The 25357-nt window shown below is 69.6% G+C and carries 26 protein-coding genes; 19 read left to right on the forward strand and 7 right to left on the reverse strand.

Translation table 11 applies throughout. The features are described from left to right. The first annotated feature begins 198 nt into the window (after positions 1-198). From ACTIEW_RS01670 to ACTIEW_RS01685, 4 genes are read left to right on the forward strand one after another with little or no spacing between them, the layout of a single operon-like run. Entirely contained in the window at positions 199-1845 is a 1647-nt protein-coding gene (locus tag ACTIEW_RS01670) for an electron transfer flavoprotein-ubiquinone oxidoreductase (RefSeq protein WP_439476307.1), read from the forward strand. A gap of 56 nt (positions 1846-1901) precedes the next feature. Continuing rightward, positions 1902-3770 (forward strand): tetratricopeptide repeat protein, encoded by a 1869-nt coding sequence (locus ACTIEW_RS01675; RefSeq protein WP_439476166.1) that lies wholly within the window; start codon positions 1902-1904, stop codon positions 3768-3770. Between the two features lie 3 nt (positions 3771-3773). Then, positions 3774-4640 (forward strand): 4-(cytidine 5'-diphospho)-2-C-methyl-D-erythritol kinase, encoded by an 867-nt coding sequence (locus ACTIEW_RS01680; RefSeq protein WP_439476167.1) that lies wholly within the window; start codon positions 3774-3776, stop codon positions 4638-4640. Positions 4641-4692: 52 nt separating this feature from the next. Next, positions 4693-5616, forward strand: coding sequence for a hypothetical protein (locus tag ACTIEW_RS01685; RefSeq protein ID WP_439476168.1), 924 nt, complete (start codon positions 4693-4695; stop codon positions 5614-5616). A 3-nt stretch (positions 5617-5619) separates the two neighbouring features. On the opposite strand, the gene ACTIEW_RS01690 is transcribed toward ACTIEW_RS01685, so the two are convergent. Further along, a complete protein-coding gene (locus ACTIEW_RS01690) occupies positions 5620-6360 on the reverse strand; it encodes a polysaccharide deacetylase family protein (RefSeq protein ID WP_439476169.1) in 741 nt (246 codons plus the stop codon). Positions 6361-6476: 116 nt separating this feature from the next. Between ACTIEW_RS01690 and ACTIEW_RS01695 the strand changes: the two genes are divergently transcribed. Both ACTIEW_RS01695 and glyS read left to right on the forward strand, forming a co-directional pair. Further along, complete coding sequence (locus tag ACTIEW_RS01695) at positions 6477-7376, forward strand: glycine--tRNA ligase subunit alpha (protein ID WP_439476170.1); 900 nt, start codon at positions 6477-6479, stop codon at positions 7374-7376. Further along, the gene (gene glyS / locus ACTIEW_RS01700) at positions 7376-9661 is read left to right on the forward strand and encodes a glycine--tRNA ligase subunit beta (protein ID WP_439476171.1); all 2286 of its coding nucleotides are present in this window, start codon (positions 7376-7378) and stop codon (positions 9659-9661) included. Before ACTIEW_RS01695 ends, glyS begins: the two co-directional genes overlap by 1 nt. Positions 9662-10211: 550 nt before the next feature. Here glyS and ACTIEW_RS01705 read toward each other — a convergent pair. From ACTIEW_RS01705 to ACTIEW_RS01725, 5 genes are all read right to left on the reverse strand, one after another. After that, positions 10212-11261, reverse strand: a complete 1050-nt coding sequence (locus ACTIEW_RS01705; RefSeq protein ID WP_439476172.1) for a glycerophosphodiester phosphodiesterase family protein — start codon at positions 11259-11261, stop codon at positions 10212-10214. 86 nt (positions 11262-11347) lie between these two features. After that, on the reverse strand, positions 11348-12253 hold the full coding sequence (locus ACTIEW_RS01710; RefSeq protein ID WP_439476173.1) for a cobalamin biosynthesis protein CbiG: 906 nt from the start codon (positions 12251-12253) through the stop codon (positions 11348-11350). Positions 12254-12481: 228 nt separating this feature from the next. Beyond that, positions 12482-12988 carry a hypothetical protein gene (locus tag ACTIEW_RS01715; RefSeq protein WP_439476308.1) on the reverse strand — a complete coding sequence of 169 codons (507 nt, stop codon included), beginning with the start codon at positions 12986-12988 and terminating at the stop codon, positions 12482-12484. Between the two features lie 11 nt (positions 12989-12999). After that, on the reverse strand, positions 13000-13797 hold the full coding sequence (gene xth, locus ACTIEW_RS01720) for an exodeoxyribonuclease III (RefSeq protein ID WP_439476174.1): 798 nt from the start codon (positions 13795-13797) through the stop codon (positions 13000-13002). Between the two features lie 107 nt (positions 13798-13904). Further along, the gene (locus ACTIEW_RS01725) at positions 13905-14903 is read right to left on the reverse strand and encodes a hypothetical protein (protein ID WP_439476175.1); all 999 of its coding nucleotides are present in this window, start codon (positions 14901-14903) and stop codon (positions 13905-13907) included. Between the two features lie 140 nt (positions 14904-15043). Here ACTIEW_RS01725 and ACTIEW_RS01730 point away from each other — a divergent pair, with 140 nt between their 5' ends. The 6 genes from ACTIEW_RS01730 to ACTIEW_RS01755 are packed head-to-tail and all read left to right on the forward strand — an operon-like array spanning position 15044 to position 19916. Further along, positions 15044-16135: an MBL fold metallo-hydrolase gene (locus tag ACTIEW_RS01730; RefSeq protein ID WP_439476176.1), complete on the forward strand. Its 1092-nt coding sequence runs from the start codon at positions 15044-15046 to the stop codon at positions 16133-16135. After that, positions 16132-16905: an enoyl-CoA hydratase gene (locus ACTIEW_RS01735; protein ID WP_439476177.1), complete on the forward strand. Its 774-nt coding sequence runs from the start codon at positions 16132-16134 to the stop codon at positions 16903-16905. Before ACTIEW_RS01730 ends, ACTIEW_RS01735 begins: the two co-directional genes overlap by 4 nt. Before the next feature lie 47 nt (positions 16906-16952). Further along, complete coding sequence (locus ACTIEW_RS01740) at positions 16953-17429, forward strand: GNAT family N-acetyltransferase (protein ID WP_439476178.1); 477 nt, start codon at positions 16953-16955, stop codon at positions 17427-17429. A gap of 50 nt (positions 17430-17479) precedes the next feature. Further along, positions 17480-18046, forward strand: a complete 567-nt coding sequence (locus ACTIEW_RS01745) for a DUF1285 domain-containing protein (RefSeq protein WP_439476179.1) — start codon at positions 17480-17482, stop codon at positions 18044-18046. After that, entirely contained in the window at positions 18043-18702 is a 660-nt protein-coding gene (locus ACTIEW_RS01750) for a CoA pyrophosphatase (RefSeq protein ID WP_439476180.1), read from the forward strand. The genes ACTIEW_RS01745 and ACTIEW_RS01750 overlap by 4 nt, the downstream gene beginning before the upstream one ends. After that, positions 18699-19916: a CCA tRNA nucleotidyltransferase gene (locus ACTIEW_RS01755; protein ID WP_439476181.1), complete on the forward strand. Its 1218-nt coding sequence runs from the start codon at positions 18699-18701 to the stop codon at positions 19914-19916. Before ACTIEW_RS01750 ends, ACTIEW_RS01755 begins: the two co-directional genes overlap by 4 nt. Here ACTIEW_RS01755 and ACTIEW_RS01760 read toward each other — a convergent pair. Beyond that, a complete protein-coding gene (locus ACTIEW_RS01760) occupies positions 19897-20814 on the reverse strand; it encodes an endonuclease/exonuclease/phosphatase family protein (RefSeq protein WP_439476182.1) in 918 nt (305 codons plus the stop codon). The genes ACTIEW_RS01755 and ACTIEW_RS01760 overlap by 20 nt on opposite strands. 114 nt (positions 20815-20928) lie before the next feature. On the opposite strand from ACTIEW_RS01760, the gene ACTIEW_RS01765 reads away from it, so the two are divergent. From ACTIEW_RS01765 to ACTIEW_RS01795, 7 genes are all read left to right on the forward strand, one after another. After that, positions 20929-21390 (forward strand): DUF4112 domain-containing protein, encoded by a 462-nt coding sequence (locus ACTIEW_RS01765; RefSeq protein WP_439476183.1) that lies wholly within the window; start codon positions 20929-20931, stop codon positions 21388-21390. Between the two features lie 61 nt (positions 21391-21451). Next, positions 21452-22012 (forward strand): sigma-70 family RNA polymerase sigma factor, encoded by a 561-nt coding sequence (locus ACTIEW_RS01770; RefSeq protein ID WP_439476184.1) that lies wholly within the window; start codon positions 21452-21454, stop codon positions 22010-22012. Beyond that, positions 22009-22737 carry an anti-sigma factor gene (locus tag ACTIEW_RS01775; RefSeq protein WP_439476185.1) on the forward strand — a complete coding sequence of 243 codons (729 nt, stop codon included), beginning with the start codon at positions 22009-22011 and terminating at the stop codon, positions 22735-22737. The genes ACTIEW_RS01770 and ACTIEW_RS01775 overlap by 4 nt, the downstream gene beginning before the upstream one ends. A 282-nt stretch (positions 22738-23019) precedes the next feature. Next, entirely contained in the window at positions 23020-24498 is a 1479-nt protein-coding gene (locus ACTIEW_RS01780; RefSeq protein ID WP_439476186.1) for a DUF2793 domain-containing protein, read from the forward strand. A gap of 8 nt (positions 24499-24506) precedes the next feature. Further along, positions 24507-24662 (forward strand): hypothetical protein, encoded by a 156-nt coding sequence (locus ACTIEW_RS01785; RefSeq protein WP_439476187.1) that lies wholly within the window; start codon positions 24507-24509, stop codon positions 24660-24662. After that, on the forward strand, positions 24659-24934 hold the full coding sequence (locus ACTIEW_RS01790) for a hypothetical protein (protein WP_439476188.1): 276 nt from the start codon (positions 24659-24661) through the stop codon (positions 24932-24934). Before ACTIEW_RS01785 ends, ACTIEW_RS01790 begins: the two co-directional genes overlap by 4 nt. After that, complete coding sequence (locus ACTIEW_RS01795; protein ID WP_439476189.1) at positions 24931-25314, forward strand: M15 family metallopeptidase; 384 nt, start codon at positions 24931-24933, stop codon at positions 25312-25314. The genes ACTIEW_RS01790 and ACTIEW_RS01795 overlap by 4 nt, the downstream gene beginning before the upstream one ends. Positions 25315-25357 lie beyond the last annotated feature (43 nt).

Here is a 25357-nt window from a genome sequence, read left to right on the forward strand (position 1 = left end):
TGCTCGGCACAGGGATAGTCCTTGACCACCCTTGCGTCACCTTCCGATAAGCGGAAAACAGCAAGACCCCACTGACGACGAGGAAATCTGGCCATGGCCGACAATGCCATCGAAGGCGGTGCGACAAACGCCTGGCAGGAGGCCGTGATCGACAAACTGCCGCCCGCCGAGGCCTTGGCGGGCGTCGAGCGCGAGGTGATGGAGTACGACGTCGTCATCGTCGGCGGCGGCCCCGCGGGCCTCGCCGCCGCCATTCGGCTCAAGCAGCGGGCGGAAAAAGACGGCAAGGAAGTCACCGTCGCCGTGCTGGAAAAGAGCGCCGAAATCGGCGGCCACATCCTCTCCGGCGCCGTCATCGATCCGAAGGCGCTGAACGAACTGTTTCCTGACTGGAAGGCCCGCGGCGCGCCGCTGGAGACCCCGGTGACCGAGGACCGGTTCATGATCCTCGGGCCGATGGGTCAAGCCTCCCTGCCCATGCCCCTGCTGCCGCCGATGATGCACAACGACGGCTGCTACATCGCGTCGCTGGGCAATCTCGCCCGCTGGCTGGGCGAGCAGGCCGAGGCCCTCGGCGTCGAAGTCTATCCGGGCATGGCCGCCAGCCATGTGGTCTGGGATGAACCGACGGGCCGGGTGAAGGGCGTTGTCGCCGGCGTTTTCGGCATCGACCGCCACGGCAAGCCCACTGATGACTTCCAGCCGGGCATCGAACTGCACGGCAAATACGTCTTCATCGCCGAGGGCGTGCGCGGCTCCCTGGCCAAGACCATCATGGCTCGTCACAATCTTTGTGACGACGCCCAGCCGCAGAAATTCGGCATCGGCCTGAAAGAGCTCTGGCAGGTCCCGGCCGACAAACACCGCCCCGGCCTGGCGCAGCACACCACCGGCTGGCCGCTGGACGAGTTCACCGGCGGCGGCAGCTTCATGTACCATTTCGGCGACCGCTACGTGGCCATCGGCTACGTCGTGCACCTGAACTACAAAAATCCGCACCTGTCGCCGTTCGACGAGTTCCAGCGCTTCAAACACCATCCGGCGATCAGCGAGCATCTGGAGGGCGGGACCCGTATCTCCTACGGCGCGCGGGCGATCACGGAGGGCGGCTTCCAGTCAGTGCCGAAGCTCAGCTTCCCCGGCGGCGTCCTGATCGGCTGTTCGGCCGGCTTCGTGAACGTGCCGCGGATCAAGGGCAGCCACAACGCCATGAAGACCGGCATGCTGGCCGCCGACGCCGCCTGGGACGCGGTGCAGGCCGGGCGCGCGGGCGATCAGCTGATCGAGTACCAGACCGCCTATGAGAAGAGCTGGGTCTACAAGGAGCTGAAGCAGGTCCGGAACGCCAAACCCTATCTGTCGCGCTTCGGTACCTCGCTGGGCGGGGCGCTGGGTCTGTTCGACATGTGGTTCTCGTCCCTGTTCCGCGTGAACCTGCCGTGGACCCTGAAGCACGGCAAGACCGACGCCGCCTCGACCGAAAAGGCTTCGAAACACAAGCCGATCGCCTATCCCAAGCCGGACGGGAAGCTGTCGTTCGACAAACTGTCCTCCGTCTTCATCTCCAACACAAACCACGCCGAGGAACAGCCGGCCCATCTGAAGCTGCTGGACCCGTCGATCCCGATCCGGGTCAATCTGCCGGAATACGGCGAGCCGGCGCGTCTCTACTGCCCGGCGGGTGTCTACGAGGTTCTGTACGACGAGCAGGGGAACAATCCGCGCTTCCAGATCAACGCCCAGAACTGCGTCCACTGCAAAACCTGCGACATCAAGGACCCGTCCCAGAACATCGTCTGGACCACGCCCGAGGGCGGCGGCGGGCCGAACTATCCGAATATGTGACCCGCGCCGGGCGAGGGGCCTTGTCGCCGCCTCATAAAGCGGGAAGGTTCGCCGTCATGCGTCTTTCCCGACTGTCCCTGCTCCTGACCGCCTGCGCCCTGACCGCGCTGGCCGCCCCCGCCGTGGCGCAGGATGCGCCGATGATCATCATCGATCCGCCGCTGACCCAGCCGCCGGTCACCGTGCCTGTCTTACGTGACGAAGAACCCGGCCAGGCTATCCGACCGCCACTCGTCGGTCACGCGGAACCGGCTGCGGCCGCCCCGGTCGAACCCGAAGCCCCCCCCATTCCCGCGATCTGGGCGCCAGTGCCCGTCGATGCGACGGGACAGTCCGCCTACGGTCTCTACCTGTCCGGTCTGCTCGCCAGCCTTCGCGGCGACTACGCCGAAGGTTCCCATCTGCTGGCCCGGAGCCAGAGTCTGGTGCCGGAGCAGCCGCGCGTGGGTTTCGACGCCTTCCGTGCAAGTCTGATGGCTGGGGACCTCAACGCCATTGTCCAGACGTCTCCCGGCATCCAGCATGAACCGGAGCTTGTCGACGCGGGGCGGCTCGCCGGGGTGGTCGAGGCGGTGCAACGCGGCGATGCGCGGTCTGGACTGGCGATTCTGGAGTCAGGCGACTTTGACGAGGCGTTTGCAATGGCGGCGCGCTTTTTGCGGGCGCCGGTCGCCGCCGCGGCAAACGACTGGGACGCGGCCCTGACGCCGGTGTCGCTGGCGCCCAGCGATCCGGCCACCCTTATATTGCTGCACCAGCACGCCCGGCTGCTGGAAAGTCGCCGCCGCTATGCCGAGGCCGAGGCCGCCTTTCAGACCCTGCTTGAGGTCCCGATCGCCACCCAGCTGTTCGCGCGGGACTACGCCGACTTCCTGAAGCGGCGCGGCCGGGACGCTGACGCCCTTGCCTACTACCAGGAGGTGCTCGACGCAGTCTCGCCGGAGGGATCGAACACGTCGGCCGAAGCCCGGAATCTGGTCCGGATCCGCCCGCCGGCAGCGCCCGCCCCGACCCAACTGGCGGCCCAGGGACTCAGGTTTGCGGCCAGCTTCCTCGGTTCCAACCCCGAGGCCCGGTCGCAGGTCGTCGTCTACCTGAGGATGGCGGAGAATCTGCATCCTGATGATGAGATCGCCCTGCATCTGGGACAGACCCTCGCCGCCGGGACCCAACAGGCGGACGCGCGCGAGGCGTTCTCCCGGGTCGGGCCGGCGAACCCGCTCCGCTACGCCGAGGCCCAGGTCGGCATGGGGTTCAGCTACGCGCGCGAAGATCGCTCGGCCGAGGCGCTGGCCGCTTTCGAACGCGCGCGCGCTGTTTCGCCGGACGATCCCCAAATTCTCACATTGCTGACGGGCCAGCTGAACAGCCTTGGCCGTCATGAGGAAGCCCTCGGCGCAATCGACGATCCGAGCGCGAACGCCGCGCGGGCCCATCCGGATATCCGGGAAATCCGTGGCCTGACGCTGCAGGAACTCGGCCGTATCGAGGAAGCCGAGGCCGAGCTGTGGGCGGCCCTTCAGACCGCGCCGGACAATCCCTCCCTGCTCAATACCCTTGGCTATATGTGGGTCGATACCGGTCGCCGCGTCGATCAGGGGGCAGAGATGCTGGCCCGCGCCCACGCCGCCGAGCCCGCGAACGGCAACATCCAGGACTCGCTGGGCTGGGCCCAATTCCGGCAGGGCCAGTACGACATCGCCGTCGAGACCCTCGAGGGCGCTGTCGGCAAGGAGCCCGCCAACGCCGAGATCAACGACCACCTCGGCGACGCCTACTGGCAGGTCGGCCGGCGGCGTGAGGCCCAGTGGCAGTGGAGCCGGGTGCTGACGCTGGGTCCCGACGCCGAACGCCGCGCCGAGGTGGAGCAGAAGCTGGCCAAGGGCCTGTCGGTCGCGCCGCCGGTGTCCGCAGGCCAATCCTGAGCCATGGCCGCGATCGCCCGGCTCGCGCCCGCCAAGGTCAATCTGTTCCTGCATGTGGGACCGCTTGAGGCGGACGGCTACCACCCCTTGGCCAGCCTGGTCGCCTTCGCCGATGTCGGCGACCGCCTGACGGTCGAGCCGGAGGACCGCCTGTCGCTGGCGGTCACCGGACCCTTCGCCGGCGCGCTCGACGCCGGGGACGACAATCTGGTGCTACGGGCAGCGCGCGCGCTGGGCGCGGCGGCGGGCATCGGCGAGCCGGGACTGCGGATCACCGTCGACAAGCAACTGCCGGTGGCCGCGGGTCTTGGCGGCGGTTCGTCGGACGCCGGGGCCATGCTGAAGCTGGCGCGGGATGCGCTCGGCCTGCCGTTCGACGATGCGGCGCTGGCGGAGATCGCCGCCGGCCTCGGCGCCGACGGACCCATGTGCCTGCACGCCCGCGCCGCCTGGGCCGAGGGGCGGGGCGACGTCCTGACCTTCGAGACTGATCTCCCGCCGCTTCCGGCGCTGCTGGTCAATCCGGGCGTTCCGTCCTCGACCGGAGCCGTCTATAGCGCCTTTGACGCGGGTTCTTCCGGGCAAGCGGATCGGCCCCCGCCGCCATCCGTCCGCGACGCCGCCTCCGTTATGGACTGGCTGACGAACCAGCGGAACGATCTGCAGGCGCCTGCCGTGACCCTCGCCCCGGCGATCGGCAAGGCAATGGCGGCCATTTCGGCCCTGCCCGGCGCACGCCTGACCCGGATGACGGGGTCGGGCGCTACGGTCTTCGCCCTGTTCGATACGGCGGAGGCGGCTGAGGCCGCCGGACGAGCGCTGGCGACCCTTCACCCCGACTGGTGGGTCCGGCCGACCGTCCTGCGGTAGCCCTGATCTGGACCTTAACCGTCGGCAAACCCGTGTCTGGCAGACTGGCGGCATGGAAACGCTCTCGCCCGCACAGATCGCCGCGTTCGAAGCGGTGCTGAACAAGGTCCCGGTCGATGACCGCGCCCTGCTTCACGCCCTCAAGGACGCCGCCGCCGCCGCGGCCGCCGCCTCTGCCCCGCACTGGGATTTCGACCAGCCGGGACACCGCGCGGAAGAGGCCCTGGCCGAGGCCTTCGGCGCCGCCCTGACCGACGACCACCGCCGCGCCCTCGTCGCGCTGTGGGCGCTGGAGATGCCGGCCCGGGTTCCCGCTGCTGACATGCCCGCCGCGGTCCATGAGCTGTATCCGGAATGGATCCAGCGCCTCGCCGACTTCCTGACCGCCGCTGCCGATCCCTATGACCGCGACTTCTGGGCCAAGGACGTCCGCATCTCCCTGGTCCTCAGCGTGCCCGGCGCTCGCACCCAGATGATCGACCTCAGCTCGCCCATGGGGCCCGGACAGGTGCTGCGTCACGCCCGCGAGGGCTGGGGCTGGTCGGTGATCCCGGCCTACGCCGCCGCCCAGGCCTGGAAGCCGTGGCTGGAGGTCCATACCGAGAGCCGCGAACTGGCGGACTTCAACGAGGCCGGCTGGGACCGCGCCTGGGCCACGGCCGCCGAGATCTGCAAGCGCCGCCCGGAGATGGCCGGCATGCTGGGCTCCAGCTGGTTCTATGATCCGCCGTTGGAGCAGATCAGCCCCCGCCTCGCCTATCTGCGGCTCAACCTGCTGAAGCACGGCGCCTTCATGGTTCATCAGGGGCCGGGCGAGATTCACACCCAGCGCGCCGCGACCTCTTCCCCGACCCGCGCCGCCCTGATTGAGGCGGGCGAATACACGGCCCGTTCGTGGATCGTCGCCTTCCCCCGCGCCGCCCTGATCAAATGGGCGGATGCGCGCAAGGCCGCGATGATGAGCGAAGCGGCGTAGCGGTCAGGCGCCGGTCATCCGGCCCCACGCCACCCCCACCGGCGCGATCTCCAGTCCGGCCGCCTTCGCCGCGCGCAGCACCCGGTCGAGGTCGGCGGGCGTGCAGCCATAGTCCGTCGGCCGGTCCGAGACGTCGTGGCCATAGGCGGTCAGCCAGCCCTTCGACGCCGCCGTCTCGGCCATCAGCGCCTTGAGGTCGTAGCCGGGCAGACGGCGGCTCTCGAGGCCGATGCTCTTGATCAGCGCCCGGTCCTCGCGACCCGCATTGACGCCGTCCCGCACGCCCCGCGCCATGGCGAACCGTTCACGGACCACCCGTTTGGCGCTGACCGTCGCGTCGCCGAACGGCCAGGCGAAGGTGGTCATGCGATAGCCGTCCAGCCGTTCCGCCACCCAGGCGGCGTTGGCGGTGAGGCTGAGCCGCAGGGCCTCGGCGTCCATGCGCAGGGCGCTGGTGTGGCCGAAGGTGTGGCAGCCAACCTCATGGCCGGCGGCATGCAGGGCCTGCAGGTGCTCCACCTCGAACTGGTCGCGGTCCATATTGACCCCGCCGGCCAGGCCGCCGCAGACATAGTAGGTGGCCTTGACGCCATGTTCGGCGAGGATCGGCCCGGCCTCGGTCCAGGCGCTGGCGGGGATGTCGTCGAAGCTCAGCGAAAAGACCCCGCACGCCGGCGCGATGGTCACCGCCTCGATGTCGAGATAGCGCGCGGCCCGCCGGCGCATCTGGTCGATCTGCTTCATGGCGGCGGTCATAGCGTGGCGGCGCTTAAGGAAGCGTATGACGGGCCTTCGCCTTGCCCGCAAAGGGCCGCCCGTCTAGGGTCCGCCGCCTTCTTCCCCGGACGAAAAAGCCTGACGTGACCACCGAACCGCCGAAGTCTCCCTTGGCCTTTCAGGACCTGATCCTGACGCTCCACAAATACTGGGGCGATCAGGGCTGCGCCATCCTGCAGCCCTATGACATCGAGGTCGGGGCCGGCACCCTGCATCCGGCGACGGTGCTGCGCGCCCTCGGCCCGCGCCCGTGGAAGGCGGCCTATGTCCAGCCGTCGCGGCGGCCCGGCGACGGTCGCTATGGCGAGAATCCGAACCGGCTCCAGCACTATTACCAGTATCAGGTCATTCTGAAGCCGAACCCTGACGACCTGCAGGCCCTGTATCTGGGTTCGCTGAAGGCCATCGGCATCGATCCGAAACTGCACGACATCCGCTTTGTCGAGGACGACTGGGAGAACCCGACCGTCGGCGCCTGGGGGCTGGGCTGGGAGGTCTGGTGCGACGGGATGGAGGTGACGCAGTTCACCTATTTTCAGGGCGTAGGCGGCATCGAGGTCGACGTGGTCTCGGGCGAGCTGACCTACGGGCTGGAGCGGCTGGCCATGTACGTCCAGGGCGTCGACAACGTCTACGATCTGAAATTCACCAAGGAGGGCCTGACCTATGGCGAGGTCTTCCTCGAGAACGAGCGCCAGCAGTCGGAAGCCAATTTCCACGGCTATGACGTCGACGGGCTGAAGCGCCGGTTCGAGGACATGGTCGGCGAGGTCGGCCGCCTGCTGGCGATGAAGGGGCCGCAGGATCAGGCGCTGGTGCTGCCGGCCTATGATCAGGTGCTGAAGGCCAGCCACCTGTTCAACCTGATGGATGCCCGCGGGGCCATCGCCGTCGCCGAACGCCAGAGCTACATCGGCCGCATCCGCGATCTCTGTAAGGCCTGCGCCACCGAATGGGTGGAACAGGAAAGGGGGCGCGTCTGATGCCCCAACTCCTTCTCGAACTGTTTTCCGAAGAAATCCCGGCCCGCATGCAGGGCGGGGCGGCGCGTGATCTGGAGCGGATGGCGGCGGAGCGGCTGAAGGCGGCCGGGCTGACGTATGAGGCGCTGACCACCTTCGCCGGGCCGCGGCGGCTGACCCTGGTGGTCGAGGGGCTGCCGGCGGCGACGCCGGACCGCGAGGAAGAGGTCAAGGGCCCGCGGGCCAATGCGCCGGAACAGGCGCTGGACGGCTTCCTGAGGAAGACCGGCCTGACGAAGGACCAGCTGGTCGAACGCGAAGGGGTGTTCTTCGCCGTCATCAGCAGCAAGGGGCAGGCGACGGCCGAGCTGATCCCGGACATGGTCGACCAGATCGTGCGCGGTTTCCCGTGGCCCAAGTCGATGCGCTGGGGTTCCGGGACGCTGCGCTGGGTGCGGCCGTTGAAGCGGATCGTCGCCCTGTTCGACGGTCATGTCGTGCCGTTCGAGATCGGCGGCATCCAGAGCGGCGACCTGACCGAGGGCCACCGGTTCCTGGGCTGCGGCCGGCCTTTCGTGGTGAAGGATTTCGCCGACTATCGCGCCAAACTGGAAAGTGATTTCGTCCTGCTGGACGCCGTCGACCGGCGGCTGAAGATTCTCGAGGCGGCGCAGGGCGTCTGCGCGGCCCGGGGGCTGGCGCTGGTCGACGACGACGGCCTGCTTGACGAGGTGGTGGGGCTGGCCGAATGGCCGACGCCGATCCTTGGGGACATGGACCCGGCCTTCCTCAGCCTGCCGCCCGAGGTGGTGCGGCTGTCGATGAAGGTGCACCAGAAATATTTCGCGGTGCGCGATCCGGCGACGCACGGGCTGGCCCCGCATTTTGTGGTCGTGGCCAATGTCGAGGCGAGCGACGGCGGCAAGGCCCTGGCCGCCGGCAACAGCCGGGTGCTGTCAGCGCGTCTGGATGACGCCCGCTTCTTCTGGGACGAGGACCTGAAGACCGGCTTTGACGTCTGGTCGAAGAAGCTGGAGGGGGTGACCTTCCACGCCAAGCTGGGGACGCTGGCCGAACGGGTCGAGCGGATCGCAGCGCTGGCGCGGGAGATCGCGCCGCTGGTCGGGGCCGATCCGGATCAGGCGGAACAGGCCGCGCGTCTGTCGAAAGCCGACCTCGCTTCCGCCATGGTCGGGGAATTCCCCGAGCTTCAGGGCGTCATGGGCGGCTACTACGCCCGCGCCCTCGCTTCCCCCCTTCCCCTCGAGGGGGAAGGGGTCGGGGGATGGGGTGGAAGCACTTCGTCTCAGGACTTGGCGCGAGAGGCTTCGTCGCCCGGCGGCCAACGCCCATCCGCGCCCGCTGACCAGCAGCCTGCCTCCACCCCCTCCCAACCCTCCCCCCTCGAGGGGGAGGGCTATCGTGATGCGATAGCCGACGCCGTGCGGGACCACTACAAGCCGCAGGGGCCGGCGGACTCCGTGCCGACCGCGCCGCTGACGGTGGCCGTGGCATTGGCGGACAAGCTGGATACGCTGGTCGGGTTCTTCGCCATCGATGAGAAGCCGACGGGGTCGAAGGACCCGTTCGCGCTGCGGAGAGCGGCGCTGGGGGTGATCCGGCTGGTGCTGGAGAACGGTGCTCGGATTTCGTGGAGGTCGCTGCTTGATCAAAAGGATGCCGGTGCCCCGCCCCTTTCGATCCTGGAGCATCACATCGGTTCTTCGCTCAAGACGGTGCACGAGCCAGAAGAGACTTCTGAAGCCAAGCGTGGGCGTGTTCGGGAAGAATTGGTCGCCTTCTTCGCCGACCGCCTGAAGGTCCTCCTCCGCGATCAGGGCAAGCGGCACGATCTCGTCGACGCCGTCTTCGCGCTGGGCGACGACGACCTCGTCCGCATCGTGCGGCGGGTGGAGGCGCTGGAGGCGTTCCTCGCCACGGACGACGGGGCCAATCTGTTGGCCGGGTACAAGCGGGCGTCCAACATCCTCAAGGCCGAGGAGAAGAAGGGACCGCTGCCGACCGGCTTGGTCCGGACCGGCCTGCCGGGGCAGCCGGACGAGGAGACGACGCTGGCCTTCGCCGCCGCCGCCGCCGCGACCGCCGTGGACGCGGCGCTGGAGACCGAGGACTTCGCCGCCGCCATGACGGCGTTGGCGCGGCTGCGGGCGCCGGTGGACGCCTTCTTCGATCAGGTGATGGTGAATTCCCACGTGGAAGCGGAACGCGACAACCGGCTGAAGCTGCTGGGCCAGGTCCGCAGCGTCATGGGCCGGGTGGCGGATTTCGGGATGATCGCGGGCTGACTCCCGGCTGATGGGAGCTTGTCATCCCGGACGCCGCGAAGCGGCGATCCGGGACGCTGGTGCGCAATGACTTCTTTCTCCCGGAAGCGGCGTCAGCCGTTATCCGGGAGACAGGTCAGGACACACGGCGTGGCGGCCAACTGTCTCCCGGACAATCGCAAGGCGATTTCCGGGAGGTCCGTCAGTGAGCTCATTCCGTCCCGGCTCTCCCCCCGGCTTTTGCCGGGGTTCGGCCGGGATGACAAGCGTATCGCGTAGTGGCCGCGCTATGCCGGCAGCGAGAGTCCCTGTCGGTGGGAAAAATGCGAAAACCGCTACTCTCGCCCCTCTGAGGACATGCGCATCGGCGCGTTGCGGGTGTGTCGCCGCGCCTGGGGCGGTCGCGGCGGGGGGGCTGGATTGTCAAAGACCGGCGGCGGTCCGGGAACCGACCAAGGGTATTTTACGACGGCTGTAAGGGGCGCCAGGAAGAAATTTCGCCGGGGGGCGGGAAGGGCGGATTTCGGGGGCGAGAAGGGCGGCCTGTCCGGGGCGGGAGTCCCTGTCCGGGTCAGCGCGTAGCGAGCCCCGGCTGGTCCATGAAGGCCGCGTCCAGCCCGTATGCAGCGAACCGAGCCAGCCGGTCCCTCAACCGTCCATGTGCCGCCGGGTCGTCGCCCATCCTGTCAGCCTCGGGCAGGAAGGCGTTCTCGGCGCGGAAGGTCCAGGCGGCGACCTTGAGGCCGGCGGCGTGGGCGTCGGCGATCAAGTTCGTCGGAGCGCCGGGGAGCGGCTCGATCAGGGCCGTGTCGGCGCCGATCCAGTCGGCGTATGCGGCGATGTCGGCAAGGCCATGCGGCGCGGTCATGGCGGCATGGCTGAGGTCCGGCCGGTCGAACGGGCCGCCGGACGCGGCGACCAGTTGCAGCAGGGGCGTGGCGAGGCGCGCGCGCAGGCGTTGCAGGGGTCCGACCTCGAAACACTGGATCAGGACCGGAGCGCCGGCGCGGGTCAGGCTGCGGCGCTCTAGCGTGGCGACGAAGGCGTCCTCCATCGGCAGGCCAAGCGCAGCGAAATACGACGGGTGTTTCAGCTCGGGTGCGACGCCGACGCCCGCTGCGAGAGCGATGTCGAGGACCTTCTCGAAGGTCAGGATCGGTTTCAGTCCGTCGAAGGCGGTGTTGGCGGGACGCAGGTCAGGCAGGCGTTCGCGGGCGCGCAGGGTCTTCAGTTCGGCGAGGGTGAAGTCCTCGGTAAACCAGCCGGTGACGGGCCGGCCGTCGATGGTCTTCAGGGTGCGGCGCCCGGCGAACTCCGGGCGGGTCGCGACGTCGGTGGTCTCGCCGATCTCGTTCTCGTGGCGCACGATCAGGACGCCGTCGCGGCTCATCACCAGATCGGGCTCGATGAAATCCGCGCCCTGTTCGACCGCCAGCTCATAGGCCGCGCGGGTGTGCTCGGGCCGTTCGCCCGAGGCGCCGCGGTGGGCGATGATGAGGGGGCGGCGGGCCAGGGTGGAGCTCCCTCTCTTGCTATCGTCATCCCGGCGAAGGCCGGGACCCAGCGGCGCCGCGACGGCGGCGAAACACTGGCGGTCGAAAGCAAGGCTACTCCGGAACACTGTGCTCCCGACAGCTTCGCGCTCTCGCGCGCCGCTGGGTTCCGGGTCTCCGCTGCGCTTCGCCCGGAATGACGATAGCTTTGAAGTCAGGCCCCCAGAATCCAGCCCTCTTCCTGCTCGACCTTGGCGATCAGGGCCTCGTCGGCGCCCTTGGGCGGGGCGAAGGCGGCGGAGAGGGCGCCGGTCTCGTCCAGCTTGGCGAAATGTTCGGCGGTCACCCGCACCTGGGCCTGATCCTTGAACTCGCCCTCATTGGGTCTGGCGTCGAACATCGAGGGATAGACCTCGACCACCAGGGCCGAGAGCGGCTCGACGTCGGCGGCGTCCAGCGCGCGCCAGCCGGTGCCGAAGGGCCAGACGGCGCCCGAGGGGCCGAGCTTTTCCAGCAGGCGGCGGACGGCCGGGACGCCGACCAGGGTCTGGCCTCCGACCGCGCCGGCGCCGTGCATCTGCCAGACCGACCTGGGCTGGAGCTTGCCCTTGCGGACCGCGTCCTGGGTCACGCGGTACTCGGGAATGTCGGCGGTCGAACCCGCGGGGGGCTTGGTTGTGGTCAGCCAGCGCTGGGCCTGATTGGCCGGGGCGCCCCACATGGGCCAGGCGTTGTCGGTCATCAGCCGGTTGATCTTGGCCGCGACCTGATAGCGGTTGTTGGTGTTGTCGGGCTTGTCGACCACATTGGAGGCGAGGAATTTCCACATCGCCGACCACGCCGTTCCGGTCAGCTTTAGCCGCGCGGCCGTGCCGGCGGGGAAGCCGAAATTGAAGTCGAAACCGACCAGCACCCGATCGCCGCGCTTGCGATGCTCGGCCAGCAGGGAGGCCAGCAGGGCCTCGCCCTCGGCCCGCGTCGCGACGTTGTGGGTCTCGGTATAGAGGCGGAAACGCACGTCGCGTTTGGCCACGCCGAGCCACAGGGACGTATCGCCGAGCTTCCTGCTCTCGGCGGCGGTCCAGTCAGCGATGATGTAGGCGTCGAACAGGCGGGCCACGGGGGCTCCTCGGGTACTCGGGGCAACAGGGATGGGGGGTTCTAGCGGTCCTGCCCGTAGAGCGGCAATGGCTGGACCCAAATCATCCGCTCATCCCGGCGAAAGCCGGGACCCAATGCTTTGGGTGATGAACGGTTCGATGTGTTCCAGGAGTCCACGTCCTGAATCGCCGGCGTCAAGCTGGACAGGACTGGGTCCCGGCTTTCGCCGGGATGAGCGGGTCTTATATCAACCCTTCAGCAAGGCCTCGAGGTGCGAGAGCCAGCGGCGCCCGAGCCGGAGGGCCTCGCCGGGCGAGCTGGTCTGGACCGGCAGGGTGGCGTCCCAGAGCGCCAGTTCGAACTCGGGGTGGCGGGCGTCGGCGAACATCAGCCGCAGCACCACCTGTTCGGCGTCGGGGGCCAGCAGGTCGAGGGCCTTGCGCGCCTCGCCGCGACGGACGCGGGCGACGACGTGACCATCGACGATGATCTCGCCGCCCTCGATCTCCTCGAAGGCGTAGACCAGACCCGAGCCGCCACGGTTCCACAGCACGGCGACCTGGGCGCCGTCGAAGTCGAGGCCGGCGGCGCGGCCTTCGGCGGGCGACAGGGCCTCGGCCTCAGGCGTGGCGCCGAGTGATTTCAGCAGGGCCCGGCGCATACGGCGGACGGGCTCCATCCACCAGGCCAGAACCAGGGCGCCCGTGGTCAGGGCCGCCGCCGCCAGGGCCACCAGCAATATGACCCTGAGCACATCCGCCAAGCTCAGTCCTCCAGCTCGACGACGACGGGGACGTGGTCCGAAGGTTTCTCCATGTCGCGGGCGTCGCGATGGGTTTCGACGCCGACGAAGCGATCGGCGGCCTGCGGCGACAGCAGGTGGAAGTCGATGCGGATGCCGTGGTCGCGCTGCCAGGCTCCGGCCTGGTAGTCCCAGAAGGTGAAGGTCCCCGGCGGCTGTTTGCCCAGCCCCCCGGCCTCGGACAGGCCGAGATTGTTCAGGGCGCGGAAGGCGGCGCGGCTCTCGGGCTGGAACAGGGCGTCCGTCACCCAGGCGGACGGGTTCTTCGCGTCGTCCGGCGTCGGGATGACGTTGTAGTCGCCGCACAGGGTGAAGGCCTCTTCCTGCCGCAGCAGATCCTTCGCATGGGCGTGGAGGCGGTCCATCCAGGCGAGCTTGTAATCGAATTTGGACGTGCCGACAGGATTGCCGTTGGGCAGATAGAGGCAGCCGACGCGGACCGGGCGCGGGCATTCGATGACGGCCTCGATGTAGCGGGCCTGTTCGAACTCGGCCTCGAAGCCCGAAGCGTCGACGCCGGGCAGGCCGCGCCGCACATCGCTGAGCGGATATTTCGAGAGCAGGGCGACGCCGTTGTAGGTCTTTTGGCCATTGGTCTCGACGTTGTAGCCGAGCGACTCAAAGGCCTCGCGAGGGAATTTTTCGTCGAGGCATTTGATCTCCTGGAAGCCGACCACGTCGGGCCGGGCCGCTTCCAGCCACGCCAGCACCGTCGGCAGGCGGGCGTTGACGGAGTTCACGTTCCAGGTGGCGATGCGCATACGCCATGCTTACGGCGCGTCGGGGCGGTCTGTGAAGCCGCGATCGCCCAAACGAAAACGCCCCGGAGCGAACTCCGGGGCGTCATCTCGATGGAATGTCCGTCCGATTACTCGGTCGGGGCCGCGGCCGGGGCGGGGGTCAAGGTGCAGCCGCCGCCGATGCGCTGGGCAGTGGCGCAGGGGTAGATCTGCTGGGTCACGCCTTCGTTGTTGATGCGGGCGATATAGCCTTCGCCTTCGACGGCGCATTTGGCCTCGTAGAAGCGGCCGTTGGCGTTGGAGCCCATCAGGCGGACCTGGGTGACGTCGCAACCGGCGGCGTCGGTGCCGGCCAGTTTGGGCTCGAAGCCGTCAGCCTGTTCCTGACCGGTGGTGAAGCGGCAGGTTCCGCCGGTCGAAGAGACCTGCAGGCAGTCCTTGAGATCCCAGCCGGTTCCGACGCGTTCCAGCCAGTAGCCGTCCGCGCCGGCGCAGCCGACCTCATAGACGATGTTGTCGGCGTCGCTTTTGCCAATGGCGACGGCCTCGTCGACCGTGCAGCTGACGCCCGCGCCGCGGGCCCAGCCGCCGATGACGGCCAGTCCGTTCTGGTTGGCGGGCAGCAGGCACTGCTGGCCGACGTCGGCGGCGGGATCACGCAGACGGGCGCTGTAGGCGGTGCCTGCCAGTTCGAGGCAGTCGAAGCTCTGGGGCGGGGTCGCCTCGATCAGAATATAGCCGGGGCCTTCCGAACAGGCGGCTTCATAAATCTTCTGCTGTTCCGCGTTGATGCCGGGCTGGGCGGCCTCGGTCACCTGGCAGGTGGCGCCGGCGGCGACGACCAGAGCCTGGGCGGCGGCCTTGATTTCCTCGGGTGTGACGACCGCCGGGGGCGGGGCCGCGCGCTGGCGGGTCGCCCGGTTGTCCGGCACGCGGTCGCGACGACCGCCGCCGATGCGGCCGGGCAGGACGCCCTCGCCGCGGATGGCGCCGGAGGCCCGATCGGATTCCGAACGGCCGCCCGGATCGGGGTTGTCAGGGACGTCCTGGGCGAAGGCGGGCTGGGTCGCGACCAGCGCCAGGGCGAGGGCGCCGCCCACGAGAGCGAGCAACTTTCTGTGGAACACGAGAACACTCCGGATAGGAAAACCGTTGGCCCAACCCTTGGCGGGCCGATGTGGCGGGGTCAAGGCATGCGCTCGCGGGCGGCTGGACGCAGACGGCCGCTTGGGCGTATCAAGGTCATGAGTTGCAATTGGAGACGGACTTGGCGGACGGAGTCGCCCCGGCGGAGATTGAACAGGCGGCGCGCGACGGGCGCGGTCTGACCTATCCGCATCCTGTCCCGCCCGGCTTCGGCGAGGCCGTGACGGTCGCGCCGGGCGTCCTGTGGATGCGGCTGTCGATGCCGATCGCCCTGAATCACATCAATGTCTATGCGGTTGAGGACGGCGAAGGCTGGGCCCTGATCGACACCGGGCTGAACATTCCGGATTCGCGCGACCGCTGGGACGCCTTGCTGACGGGTCCGCTGGGCGGGAGGCCGGTGACGCGGGTGATCTGCACCCATATGCATCCCGACCATATCGGTCTGGCCGGCTGGCTGTGCGAGCGGACGGGCGCGCCGCTGGTGATGACGCGGGTGGAGTATGTGACGGCCCGGATGCTGCTGGCTGATACAGGACAACCGGCTCCGGAAGCGGGGGCGCTCCACTATCGCGCGGCCGGCTGGGACCCCGAACAGATTGAAACCTACCGCCGCGAATACGGCCAGTTCGGCCGGGCCGTCTCGGCCATGCCGACCGGCTATGTGCGGATGCGCGAAGGCGATCGGCTGAGCATCGGCGGACAGGATTGGCGCGTGGTGGTCGGCGAGGGGCACAGCCCGGAGCACGCCTGCCTGTGGCGCGAGGCCGACGGGGTAGTGCTGGGCGGGGATCAGATCCTGCCGCGCATTTCCTCGAATGTGTCGGTCTGGCCGACCGAGCCGGACGCAGACCCGCTGGGAGACTGGCTGGACTCGCTGGAGCGGATGAAGGGCGTCCTGCCCCACGACGGCCTGATCTTGCCGTCGCATGGCGAGCCGTTCCATGGCGTGCACACGCGGCTGGACGCGCTGATCCGGGGCCATGAGGTTTCGCTGAAGCGGCTGGAGAAGACGTTGCAGACGCCCAAGCGGGCGGTCGATATCTTCGGCGCCCTGTTCGCCCGGGCAGTCGGGGACGGGGTGCGGGGGATGGCCACGGGCGAGGCCATCGCCCATCTGAACTATCTGCTGCATCGCGGCCGGGTCAGCCGGGTCCGTGATGCGGACGGCGTGGACTGGTGGACGATGATCAAACGGGGAGAGGCGGCGTGACCGACCAAATTCAGACCGAACTGGCGGGCGGGGTCCTGACCGTCACCCTGGCCCGGCCGGAGAAGAAGAACGCCATCACCCAGGCCATGTATGCCGCGTTGTCCGATGCGACCGAGCGCGCGCGGACGGATGACGCAGTGCGGGTGCTGATGTTCCGGGGACAGGGCGACAGCTTTTCGGCGGGCAACGACATCGCTGACTTCATCGCCCTCGGCTCGCAGGGGCAGCAGCCGTTGGACATGTCGGTGTTCCGCTTCCTCAAGGCGCTGGCGGATCTGGACAAGCCGGCGGTCGCCGCCGTGCGGGGGCGGGCGGTCGGCATCGGCCTGACGCTGCTGCTGCATTGCGACATGGTGGTGGTGGCTGAGGACGCCCTGCTGTCGGTCCCCTTCATCAATCTGGCCCTGGCCCCGGAGGCCGCGTCGTCGATGCTGCTGCCGGCGGTGCTGGGCCATCAGCGGGCGTTCGAACTGTTCGCCCTTGGCGAGCCTATTGACGGGCGTACGGCGGTCGCCTGGGGTCTGGCCAACCGGGCGGTGCCGGCGGATCAGGTCGAGGCGGTCGCCGCCGATCTGGCCGGCAAATTGGCGGCGCGGGCGCCCAATTCGATCCGCAAGACCAAGCGGCTGATGCGCGACGCCGAGCGGCTGTGGGCCCTGATGCAGCGCGAGGGCGAGGCCTTCGGCAGCCAGATGTCGAGCCCCGAGGCGATGGAGGCCTTCATGGCCTTCAGCCAGAAGCGCGCGCCAGATTTCTCAAAGGCCGGTTGATTCCCCGGCTTGATTCCATGGCGCGCGAGCCCTAGTTGCGCGCCCTCATGTTCGACGCCCCCGCCAGACCCGCGCCCCTGCGCATCGAAATCGAAGCTCCCGCCGACGCGGCGGCGGTCGAGGCCCTGGTGCTGGCCGCCTTCGGCCCTGGCAGGTTCGCCAAGACGGCGGAGCGGCTGAGGGAACGGGCGCGCGTCGCCGCGGGCTTTGTCGCGCGGGAGGACGGGGAGATCATCGGCTCGGTGCGGCTGTGGGCGATCCGGGTCGGCGGCGAACCGGCGCTGTTTCTGGGCCCGATCGCGGTAGCAGCCGACAGCCGCCGCGCGGGGCTGGGCGCCGATCTGGTGCAGGCCTGCGTCGATCATGCGGGGACAACCGGCATTCTGCTGGTCGGCGATCTTCCCTATTTCGGCCGGTTCGGTTTCCGGCCCGCGCCGGATGTGAGCCTGTCCGGACCTGTCGACCCGCGCCGGGTGCTGTGGCGGGGCGAGGGCGAGGCGGCGGGGCTGGTCCAGCCGGTCTGAGTCGCGGCCGACGCCTTTCCGATCCACGCGACGCGGCCTAAGTCTGGGTTATGGCTCAATCCCCGGACAGCAAGACCGGACTGGCGGGCGTCGTGGCGGCGGCGAAGCAGGCGCCGGGGCGTGGGCTGCCGCCGGTGCATCTGTGGCATCCCGCGCATTGCGGCGAGATCGACATCGTCATCCGCCGTGACGGCCTGTGGATGCACGAGGGCTCGCCGATCGGGCGGGCTGAACTGGTGCGGCTGTTCTCGACCGTGCTGCGCAAGGACGGCGACGGCTATGTGCTGGTCACGCCGGGGGAGAAGCTGTCGATCCGGGTCGAGGACCTGCCATTCCGGGCCGTGGCCGTGGAGCGGCTCGGCGAGGTGCTGGTCTTCACCACCGACGTCGGCGACGAGACCGAGGCGGGTCCGGAACATCCGATTAGCGTCGAGACTGATCCCGAGACCGGCGAACCGTCGCCCTCGGTGCAAGTCCGAGCCGATCTGTGGGCGCGGATCACGCGGGCGGTCTTCTATGAACTGGTCGGGATGGCCAGCGTCGAGGACGGGCGGCTGACGGTGCGTTCGGGCGGCGTCGCCTTCGCGCTCGGTCCGGTCGGGGCGGGCGTGGAATGAGTCTGGCCACTCTGCGCGAGCGCCTGATCGGGCATCTGGAACCGGCGGTCAGCTGGACGCCGGACCGCGTTCCGGCGCGGTCGGATTTCGACCTCAACCCCGGCGCGGATCGCCCCGAGCGGACGTTGCAGCCCGCCGCCGTGCTGATCCCGGTCATCGCGGGGCAGGACGGCGCGACCGTTCTGATGACGCGGCGATCCGACAGCCTGGCCAGCCACACCGGCCAGATCGCCTTTCCCGGTGGGCGGCTGGATCCCGGCGAGACCGCCGTTGAGGCCGCCCTGCGCGAGGCCTTCGAGGAGGTGGCCTTGGACCCGGCGCTGGTCGAGGTGCTGGGGGTGGGCGACGCCTATGAGACCGGCACAGGCTTTCTGGTGACGCCGGTGGTCGGCTGGCTGACCGCGACGCCGGCCACGACGCCGTCGCTGGACGAGGTGGCGGAGGTGTTCGAGGTTCCGTGGGACTATCTGATGGACCCCGCCAACCATCGCCGCGACTCCTATGATCGCGAGGGCCTGCCGCGTCGGTGGTACTGGGCCATTACGCATGAGGAGCGGTACATCTGGGGCGTGACGGCGGGGATCGTGCGGGCGCTGCGAACACGGCTGTATGGCGAAGACGCCGGCCCCGATGTCGTGGCGGAGGATGCGGCATGATGCGGCTCAACGACCAGCCATGGCTGACCGCCCCGGCCACGCGGGCGGTTATGGCGGCGCTGGAGGCGGCGGGCGGTCCCGGCTGCGCCCGTTTCGTCGGCGGTTGCGTACGCAACGCCCTGATCGGGGCGCCGGTGGCCGACATCGACCTCGCCACCACCCTGAAGCCTGAAGAGACCGATCGAGCCATCCGCGCCGCCGGACTGAAGGCCGTGCCGACCGGCATCGCCCACGGCACGGTGACGGCTGTGTCCGAGCGCCAACCGTTCGAGATCACGACCCTGCGCCGCGACGTCTCGACCGACGGCCGCAACGCCACCGTGGCCTTCACCGACGACTGGGCCGAGGACGCCGCGCGCCGCGATTTCCGCCTCAACGCCCTCTACGCCGACGGCGAGGGGCGGGTGTTCGATCCGACCGGCGAAGGCATGGCTGACGCGGCGGCGGGGCGCATCGTCTTCGTCGGCGACCCCGGGACGCGCATCCGCGAGGACTTTCTGCGCATCCTGCGCTTCTTCCGCTTTTTCGCCTCGTACGGCCGGGGCGAGCCCGATGGGGCGGCGCTGGAAGCCTGCCGCGCCCTCGCGCCCGGCATGCAACGCCTGTCCTCCGAACGAGTGTCCAAGGAGCTGATGACGCTTCTGGCCGCGCCCGATCCTCGCGTCGCCATGGCGGCGATGACGGACGCCGGGGTTCTCGCGCAGATACTGCCGGAGGCGTCGAACGGCCCACTGTTCGAGGCGGCGGTCCAGCTGAGTGCCGATCCGGTGATCAGGCTGATGACGTTGTTCCCGACGGACGAGCGTCTGGTGAGAGAGGCGTCGACGCGTCTGCGGTTTCCCAACGCCACCCGCGACCGGCTGGCCGCCGCCGCCGTGGCCGCGCCCGGAGTCAGCCTGGCGATGAGCGACCCCGAGGTCCGCGCCGCCGTCTATCGTCACGGCGGCCGGGCGGTGACTGACGTCTTGCACAGGTGCTGGGCGGAGAACCCCGCCGGGGCAGACGGCGCGCGCCGGCTGCTGGCGCTGGCCGAGAGCTGGAAGCGACCGTCGATGCCGGTCGGGGGCCGCGAACTGGCGCGGCTGGGCGTGGAGCCGGGACCGGAGACGGGACGACTGCTGAAGGCGTTTGAGGACGGCTGGATCGCCGACGACTTCCCGTCAGACGGCCACGCCGAACGGCTGGCGGCTTTGGTCAGTTCGACGCGCGGGTGATTTCGGTCACCACCGGGCGATGGTCGGAGCCGGTCGGGCGACCAAGGCGACGGCTGACGAAGGCGAGGTCCGGCGAGGCGTAGACCTGGTCGATGGTGACCCCGAGGGCTGACGGCAGGCCGCCGGGCCAGGTGCCGGGGAACCCCGGCGCGGGACGCAGGCCGATGTCGCGCTGGACCTGTTTGCCAATGCGGGCGCTGGAGACGCTGTTGAAATCGCCGGCGACCACGACGGGGCCGGTCAGACCCTCGACGACCGTGTTCAGCGCCATGGTCTGGCTGATCTGGCCCCAGGAATGCTGGAACGGCCAGGGCCGGGTCAGGTGCACGCCGACCACATTGACCGGACCCAGCGGCGTCCGCACCGTTGCGGTCACGGCGTGCAGGCCGTCGGGCGGATCGGCTCGCACCGAGAGGGGCCAGCGGGAGGCGATTACGGATCGCGAGGGGCCGCGGGTCTGGTCGAGCCGCATCGAGGCGGCGCGGTGCGGATAGCCTTCGAGTAGTTGGTCGATCTTAAGCGCCGGATCGCTGGCCAGCTCGATCAGGACGACGACGTCCGCGTCCGCGGCCTCGATCGACCGGCGGATCCGGGCCGTGTCGTTGTTCAGGTAGAAGACATTGGCCGAATAGACCCGGATGATGGCCGCGTCGGGATCGGGGGCCGGCGCCTTGGGAAACCACTGCGGCCAGACCGCCAAAGCCAGCACGAGGCTGGCCAGGGCGCCGAGACCCGCCGGAACCTTCGTCCGCAACATACCCGCTACGACGGTCAGCAGGGCGGTCGCGATCAGCACTGGCGCCGTAAACTGGGCCAGCAGGTCCACTGCGCGGTTATCGACGCCGGCGAGCACGAGGGCGGCGATGCCCGCCACCGGGATCAGGCCCAGAACAAGCAACGCCTCCAACCACTGCCGCCGGGTCCTGCCCGGCAAACTGAATCGCGGACCTTGCCTTTCCGGGTGAACGGGGTTCGTCATGGCGCGTTACGGTCTCGCTTCAGGAGGGCAGACATGGCCAGACGGTCCGTCGCGGATATCGAGAAGATCTGGTCCAATGTCGAGGGCGTCAAGAAGCTGTCCGACCGCGTCATTGGCATCGGCCCCTTTGGCGTGGGCCTCGACGGCTTGGTGACGTGGATTCCCGGTCTGGGGATCATCTACAGCGTCGGAGCGGGAGCTTGGCTCCTGTTTCAGGCAGCCCGAGCGAAGGTGATGCCGGGGACCCTGTTGCGGATGGTGGGCTACCTGGGGGTCGACGCCGCGGCCAGTGAGGTGCCCTTGGCTGGCGACGTTGTGGACTTCCTGTTCCCCGGCCACCTGATGGCGGCCAAGGCGCTGCAGAAGGACATCGAGAGCACCCACTGGGTCGAGGCCAACGGGCGGGAGGCGCGAGCCTCGGGCGCTCATGAGAGCCATGTCGCCGACATGCGCCGTAATCCCAAGCTGCGGCGGATTGTCTATCTGCATGACTGAACGGCTTGACGAACTCCCGCCGTCGCCGCCAATTCAAACCTATGCTTTGCCGGACCTCTGAATGAGCGTGATCCTGACCCGAGACGAACTGGCCCAGGCGCTCGGCCGTACGGGCCAAGGAGACCGCGCCGCCTTCCGTCGCGTCTATGAGGCGACCTCGGCGAAGCTATTGGGCGTGACCCTGCGTATCTTGGCCGACCGACAGCTCGCCGAGGATGTTTTGCAGGACACCTATCTGACCGTATGGAGGAAGGCGGGGAGCTTTGATGCGTCCCGTGCGAGCCCCATCACCTGGCTGGTGACCATCGCCCGCAACCGGGCGATCGACAGGCTGAGGTCAGGTGCGGCCATGCGCAAATCGACTCCGATCGACGAAGCCGTCACCGTCATCGCCGATGACGCCCCGTCGCCGGCCCAGGCGCTGGAGACCGGTGACGACGTGCGCCGCCTCAACGATTGTCTCGGCCAGCTGGACGACAAGACCGGGGGCGCCATCCGCACGGCCTTTATCGAGGGCGTGACCTATGACGCCCTGGCGGTGCGCGAGAATGTGCCGCTCGGCACGATGAAGAGCTGGATCCGGCGCGGATTGATGCGGCTGAGAATGTGTCTCGAATCATGACCGGGCCCACTGACATCGGCGGCATGGACGAGGATCTGGCCCTGGCCGGGGAACTGGCGCTGCGCGTCTTGTCACCGGAGGACGAGGCCGCGGCCCGGGCCCGCGAGGCCTCCGACCCCGCCTTCGCCGCCCATGTCGAGGCCTGGAACGAACGTCTGGGCGGACTGGCCGACGGGATCGTGTCGGTTGAGCCCTCGCCCTCGGTCTGGCCGCGCGTCGAGGCGGGCCTGACGCCGTCGGCCGCCGCCAATGACAACAGCGTCGTCTTCTGGCGTCGGTGGGCCGTCGCCTCGACAGGTCTGCTGGCGGCCAGTCTGGCGGCGGTCGTCGTGCTGCTGGCCCAGCCGGCGCCCGCGCCGATCGCGACGCCGGCCCCGCCGCCCGCAGTCATCCGGGTGGCGACCCTGACGCTGGAGAGCGGCGCGGCGGCGATGACGCTGGCCTATGACGCCAACACCGGCGAGCTCTATCTGGCCCCCACAACGGAGATGGCGGGCGATACGCGGGTGCCGCACCTGTGGCTGGTCATGCCCGAGGGCGGGGTCCAGCTGGTCGGCGCCATCGACGGTTCGGCCACCTCGCGCCACAGCCTGGGTCAGGCCCTGTTCGGCCCGGCCGGAGAGGCCAACGCCGTCGCCGTCTCGATGGAGGCGCCCGGCCATACGCCGGCGCCGAACAAGCCGGACGGCCCGGTCGTCGCCCAGGGCGCCTTCCAGCGGCTGTAGCCTGCATCCGCCGTCGATCCATCGTCGTAGCTGTCGTGACGGGTACGGTAGCGGTGTCGCGCAGCGCGCCGCCTGGTCCTGACAGCCTGCGGGCCCGTCTGCGGGGAGGCCGTCCAGCCCTTCCAACTACGGTCTCCCCGCTACCTTTTCGCTGATTGTCAGCATATTACGGCGCGCCAGATCGTTGATTGCGCAGCGTTTCGTGGCGCCTGCAGCGTCATCAGCCCGCCTGAGGAAGCCGCGCCGCCAGACTGATCTCCGACACAATTTTGGAGATTTCCCATGAGCGACGATCACAGCGCCCGGCTGGCCCTGCCGTATCTGGCGGCCGGGCAGATGCAGAAGCACGTCACCCTGAACGAGGCCCTGACCCGGCTGGACGCCCTGGTCCAGACCGTCGTGGTCAGCCGCACGACCACGGCCCAGCCGGGCGCGCCGGCTGACGGCGGCCTGTGGATACTGCCCGCAGGGGCGACGGGCGCGGACTGGAGCACGCGACCAGCGGGCGCGCTGCTGCGGGCGGAGGGCGGCGGCTGGACGGTCGTGCAGGCTGGCGACGGCCTGATCGCCCTGGTGGAGGACGCCGACGAGGTCGTGGTGCGGCACAGCGGTGACTGGGCGCCGCTGGGCGCCCGGTTGGGCGTGGCGCAGGCGCTGACCCGGCTCGGGATCGGGACGACGGCGGACGCAGGCAATCCTTTTGCGGCGCGACTGAACACAGCCCTTTGGACGGCGCTGGAAGCCTGGGCCGGAGGTACGGGCGATCTGCGGTTGACCCTGAACAAGGAGGCGTCCGGCGACGTCCTGTCGCTGCTGTTCCAGAGCGGTTGGGGCGGGCGGGCGGAACTCGGGTTGGTCGGGGATGACGACCTCAGGCTCAAGGTCAGCGCCGACGGTTCGAGTTGGCATGACGCCTTCGCCGTTGATCGCGCCACGGGCCAGACGACCTTTGCGTTGGGCGCGGGTCGCCGGGCTGTGACGGTCTTCACCGCCAACGGAAGCTGTACCGTGCCGGCCTGGGCCCGCAGCGTCGAGGCGGTGATGGTCGGGGGCGGCGGCGGGGGCGGAGCCGGGGGCTTCGGGGCGTCCGGCTCGCGCTTCGGCGGAGGCGGCGGCGGGGCGGGCGGGATCAGCCGGGGCGAATGGCCCGCAGAACTGCTGGGCGGAACGCTGGACGTGGTTGTCGGTACCGGCGGCGCGGGCGGCGGCGCGGCCGCGGGTTCGGACGGAGCCGACACGACAGTCTCCATGGGTGGGACGACCCTGCTCGCCGCGGGCGGTGGCGGCGGCGGCGGGCTGGGGGATAGCACTGGCGGCGCGCCCGGATCGGCGGGTGAGGGGGCTCCCCGCTCCAACGCCGGCGGGGCGTCCAGCATCATGGCTGCGGGCGAGGCCGGCCGAAGCCTTGATCGGCCGGATGGGCCGGGCGGCGGCGGGGCTGGCGGGGGTCTGGATGCGGCGGGCGTCGCGCGGGCGGGTGGAGCCGGCGGCGACGGCGGCTCGCTGGCGGTCAGGGCCCTTGGCGGAGCCGGAGGAACGGGCACGCCGGGTTCGCCGGGGACGGCGGCTCCACAGCCCACGTTGTACTGGGCCGGCGGCGGCGGGGGAGGCGGAGGCGCGGCGACATCAGGGTCAGGCCATGCGGGCGCTTCCGGTGGGTCGGTCGGCGGCGGGGGAGGCGGCGGCGGGGCCGGGATCCTTGCGGGCGGCGTCGGCGGCGCTGGAGCACCGGGCGTCGTCTGGCTGACGGCAGTCGGATGAGCCGCGCCATGACCCCTTCCCATGATCGCGCCGACCCCTGGCTGCTGGACGAGGAGGTCTGGGACAGTCCCGGCCGCCTGACCGATGCTGATCTGTTCGCTCACGCCAGTCCCGGCTGGCGCCGTGGCGACGCCCTTCTCGATGATCCGGAGGATGACCGATGACCGCTCCTTCGACACCCGCCGCGCCGCTGCTGGCCGAGGGCCGGTGGCTCTGGCGCAGGCTGTATGTGTTCGCCACCAGCGGCGGGGCCTGGCTGCTGCTCGACCGTCTGATCGCGGGGACGCCGCCAGAGGCTGCGCCGCGGTTGGCGCAGGGGCTGATGGCCCTGCTGGCGCTCACCATGGTCCTCTATCTGGTGGCGCCCACGGCCCAGCAGTTGATCGCGACGCTGGCGGTGCTGCGGCCCCGGATTGGTGGGGAGGAGCGGCCATGAGCTTTCGTCTGTCCGAGCGATCGCTCAAGCGGCTGGCGGGGGTCCATCCCAGACTGGTCGCCCTGGTGCGCGAGGCCGCGGCCCTCAGCCCGGTGGAATTCATGGTGACCGAGGGCCTGCGCACGCCCGAGCGTCAGGTCGCTCTGGTCCGGGCCGGGGCCAGCCGGACGAAGCGGTCGCGCCACCTGACCGGCCACGCGGTCGATATCGCGGCCCTGGTCGACGGCCAGGTACGGTGGGACTGGCCGCTGTATCCGCGGATCGCGGCGGCGTTTAAGGCGGCGGCCGCGCGTCAGGGGACGGCGATGGTCTGGGGCGGCGACTGGACCAGCCTCCGGGACGGTCCGCATTTCGAGCTGGACCGGAACGTGTTCCCGTGAGGGCGCCGGCGCTGCTGCGGAGCTTGACCCCATGGGGCTGGGC

The sequence above is a fragment of the Brevundimonas sp. genome, from assembly GCF_051860745.1.
Taxonomy (GTDB): Bacteria; Pseudomonadota; Alphaproteobacteria; order Caulobacterales; family Caulobacteraceae; genus Brevundimonas.

Bases quoted from the DNA above. Each gene is read 5' to 3' on its own strand.
- ACTIEW_RS01670 (WP_439476307.1), top strand. From the start codon at position 199: ATGGAGTACGACGTCGTCATCGTCGGCGGCGGCCCCGCGGGCCTCGCC.
- ACTIEW_RS01675 (WP_439476166.1), top strand. From the start codon at position 1,902: ATGCGTCTTTCCCGACTGTCCCTGCTCCTGACCGCCTGCGCCCTGACC.
- ACTIEW_RS01680 (WP_439476167.1), top strand. From the start codon at position 3,774: ATGGCCGCGATCGCCCGGCTCGCGCCCGCCAAGGTCAATCTGTTCCTG.
- ACTIEW_RS01685 (WP_439476168.1), top strand. From the start codon at position 4,693: ATGGAAACGCTCTCGCCCGCACAGATCGCCGCGTTCGAAGCGGTGCTG.
- ACTIEW_RS01690 (WP_439476169.1), bottom strand. From the start codon at position 6,360: ATGAAGCAGATCGACCAGATGCGCCGGCGGGCCGCGCGCTATCTCGAC.
- glyS (WP_439476171.1), top strand. From the start codon at position 7,376: ATGCCCCAACTCCTTCTCGAACTGTTTTCCGAAGAAATCCCGGCCCGC.
- xth (WP_439476174.1), bottom strand. From the start codon at position 13,797: ATGCGCATCGCCACCTGGAACGTGAACTCCGTCAACGCCCGCCTGCCG.
- ACTIEW_RS01740 (WP_439476178.1), top strand. From the start codon at position 16,953: ATGTTCGACGCCCCCGCCAGACCCGCGCCCCTGCGCATCGAAATCGAA.
- ACTIEW_RS01745 (WP_439476179.1), top strand. From the start codon at position 17,480: ATGGCTCAATCCCCGGACAGCAAGACCGGACTGGCGGGCGTCGTGGCG.
- ACTIEW_RS01750 (WP_439476180.1), top strand. From the start codon at position 18,043: ATGAGTCTGGCCACTCTGCGCGAGCGCCTGATCGGGCATCTGGAACCG.
- ACTIEW_RS01755 (WP_439476181.1), top strand. From the start codon at position 18,699: ATGATGCGGCTCAACGACCAGCCATGGCTGACCGCCCCGGCCACGCGG.
- ACTIEW_RS01765 (WP_439476183.1), top strand. From the start codon at position 20,929: ATGGCCAGACGGTCCGTCGCGGATATCGAGAAGATCTGGTCCAATGTC.
- ACTIEW_RS01770 (WP_439476184.1), top strand. From the start codon at position 21,452: ATGAGCGTGATCCTGACCCGAGACGAACTGGCCCAGGCGCTCGGCCGT.
- ACTIEW_RS01775 (WP_439476185.1), top strand. From the start codon at position 22,009: ATGACCGGGCCCACTGACATCGGCGGCATGGACGAGGATCTGGCCCTG.
- ACTIEW_RS01780 (WP_439476186.1), top strand. From the start codon at position 23,020: ATGAGCGACGATCACAGCGCCCGGCTGGCCCTGCCGTATCTGGCGGCC.
- ACTIEW_RS01785 (WP_439476187.1), top strand. From the start codon at position 24,507: ATGACCCCTTCCCATGATCGCGCCGACCCCTGGCTGCTGGACGAGGAG.
- ACTIEW_RS01790 (WP_439476188.1), top strand. From the start codon at position 24,659: ATGACCGCTCCTTCGACACCCGCCGCGCCGCTGCTGGCCGAGGGCCGG.
- ACTIEW_RS01795 (WP_439476189.1), top strand. From the start codon at position 24,931: ATGAGCTTTCGTCTGTCCGAGCGATCGCTCAAGCGGCTGGCGGGGGTC.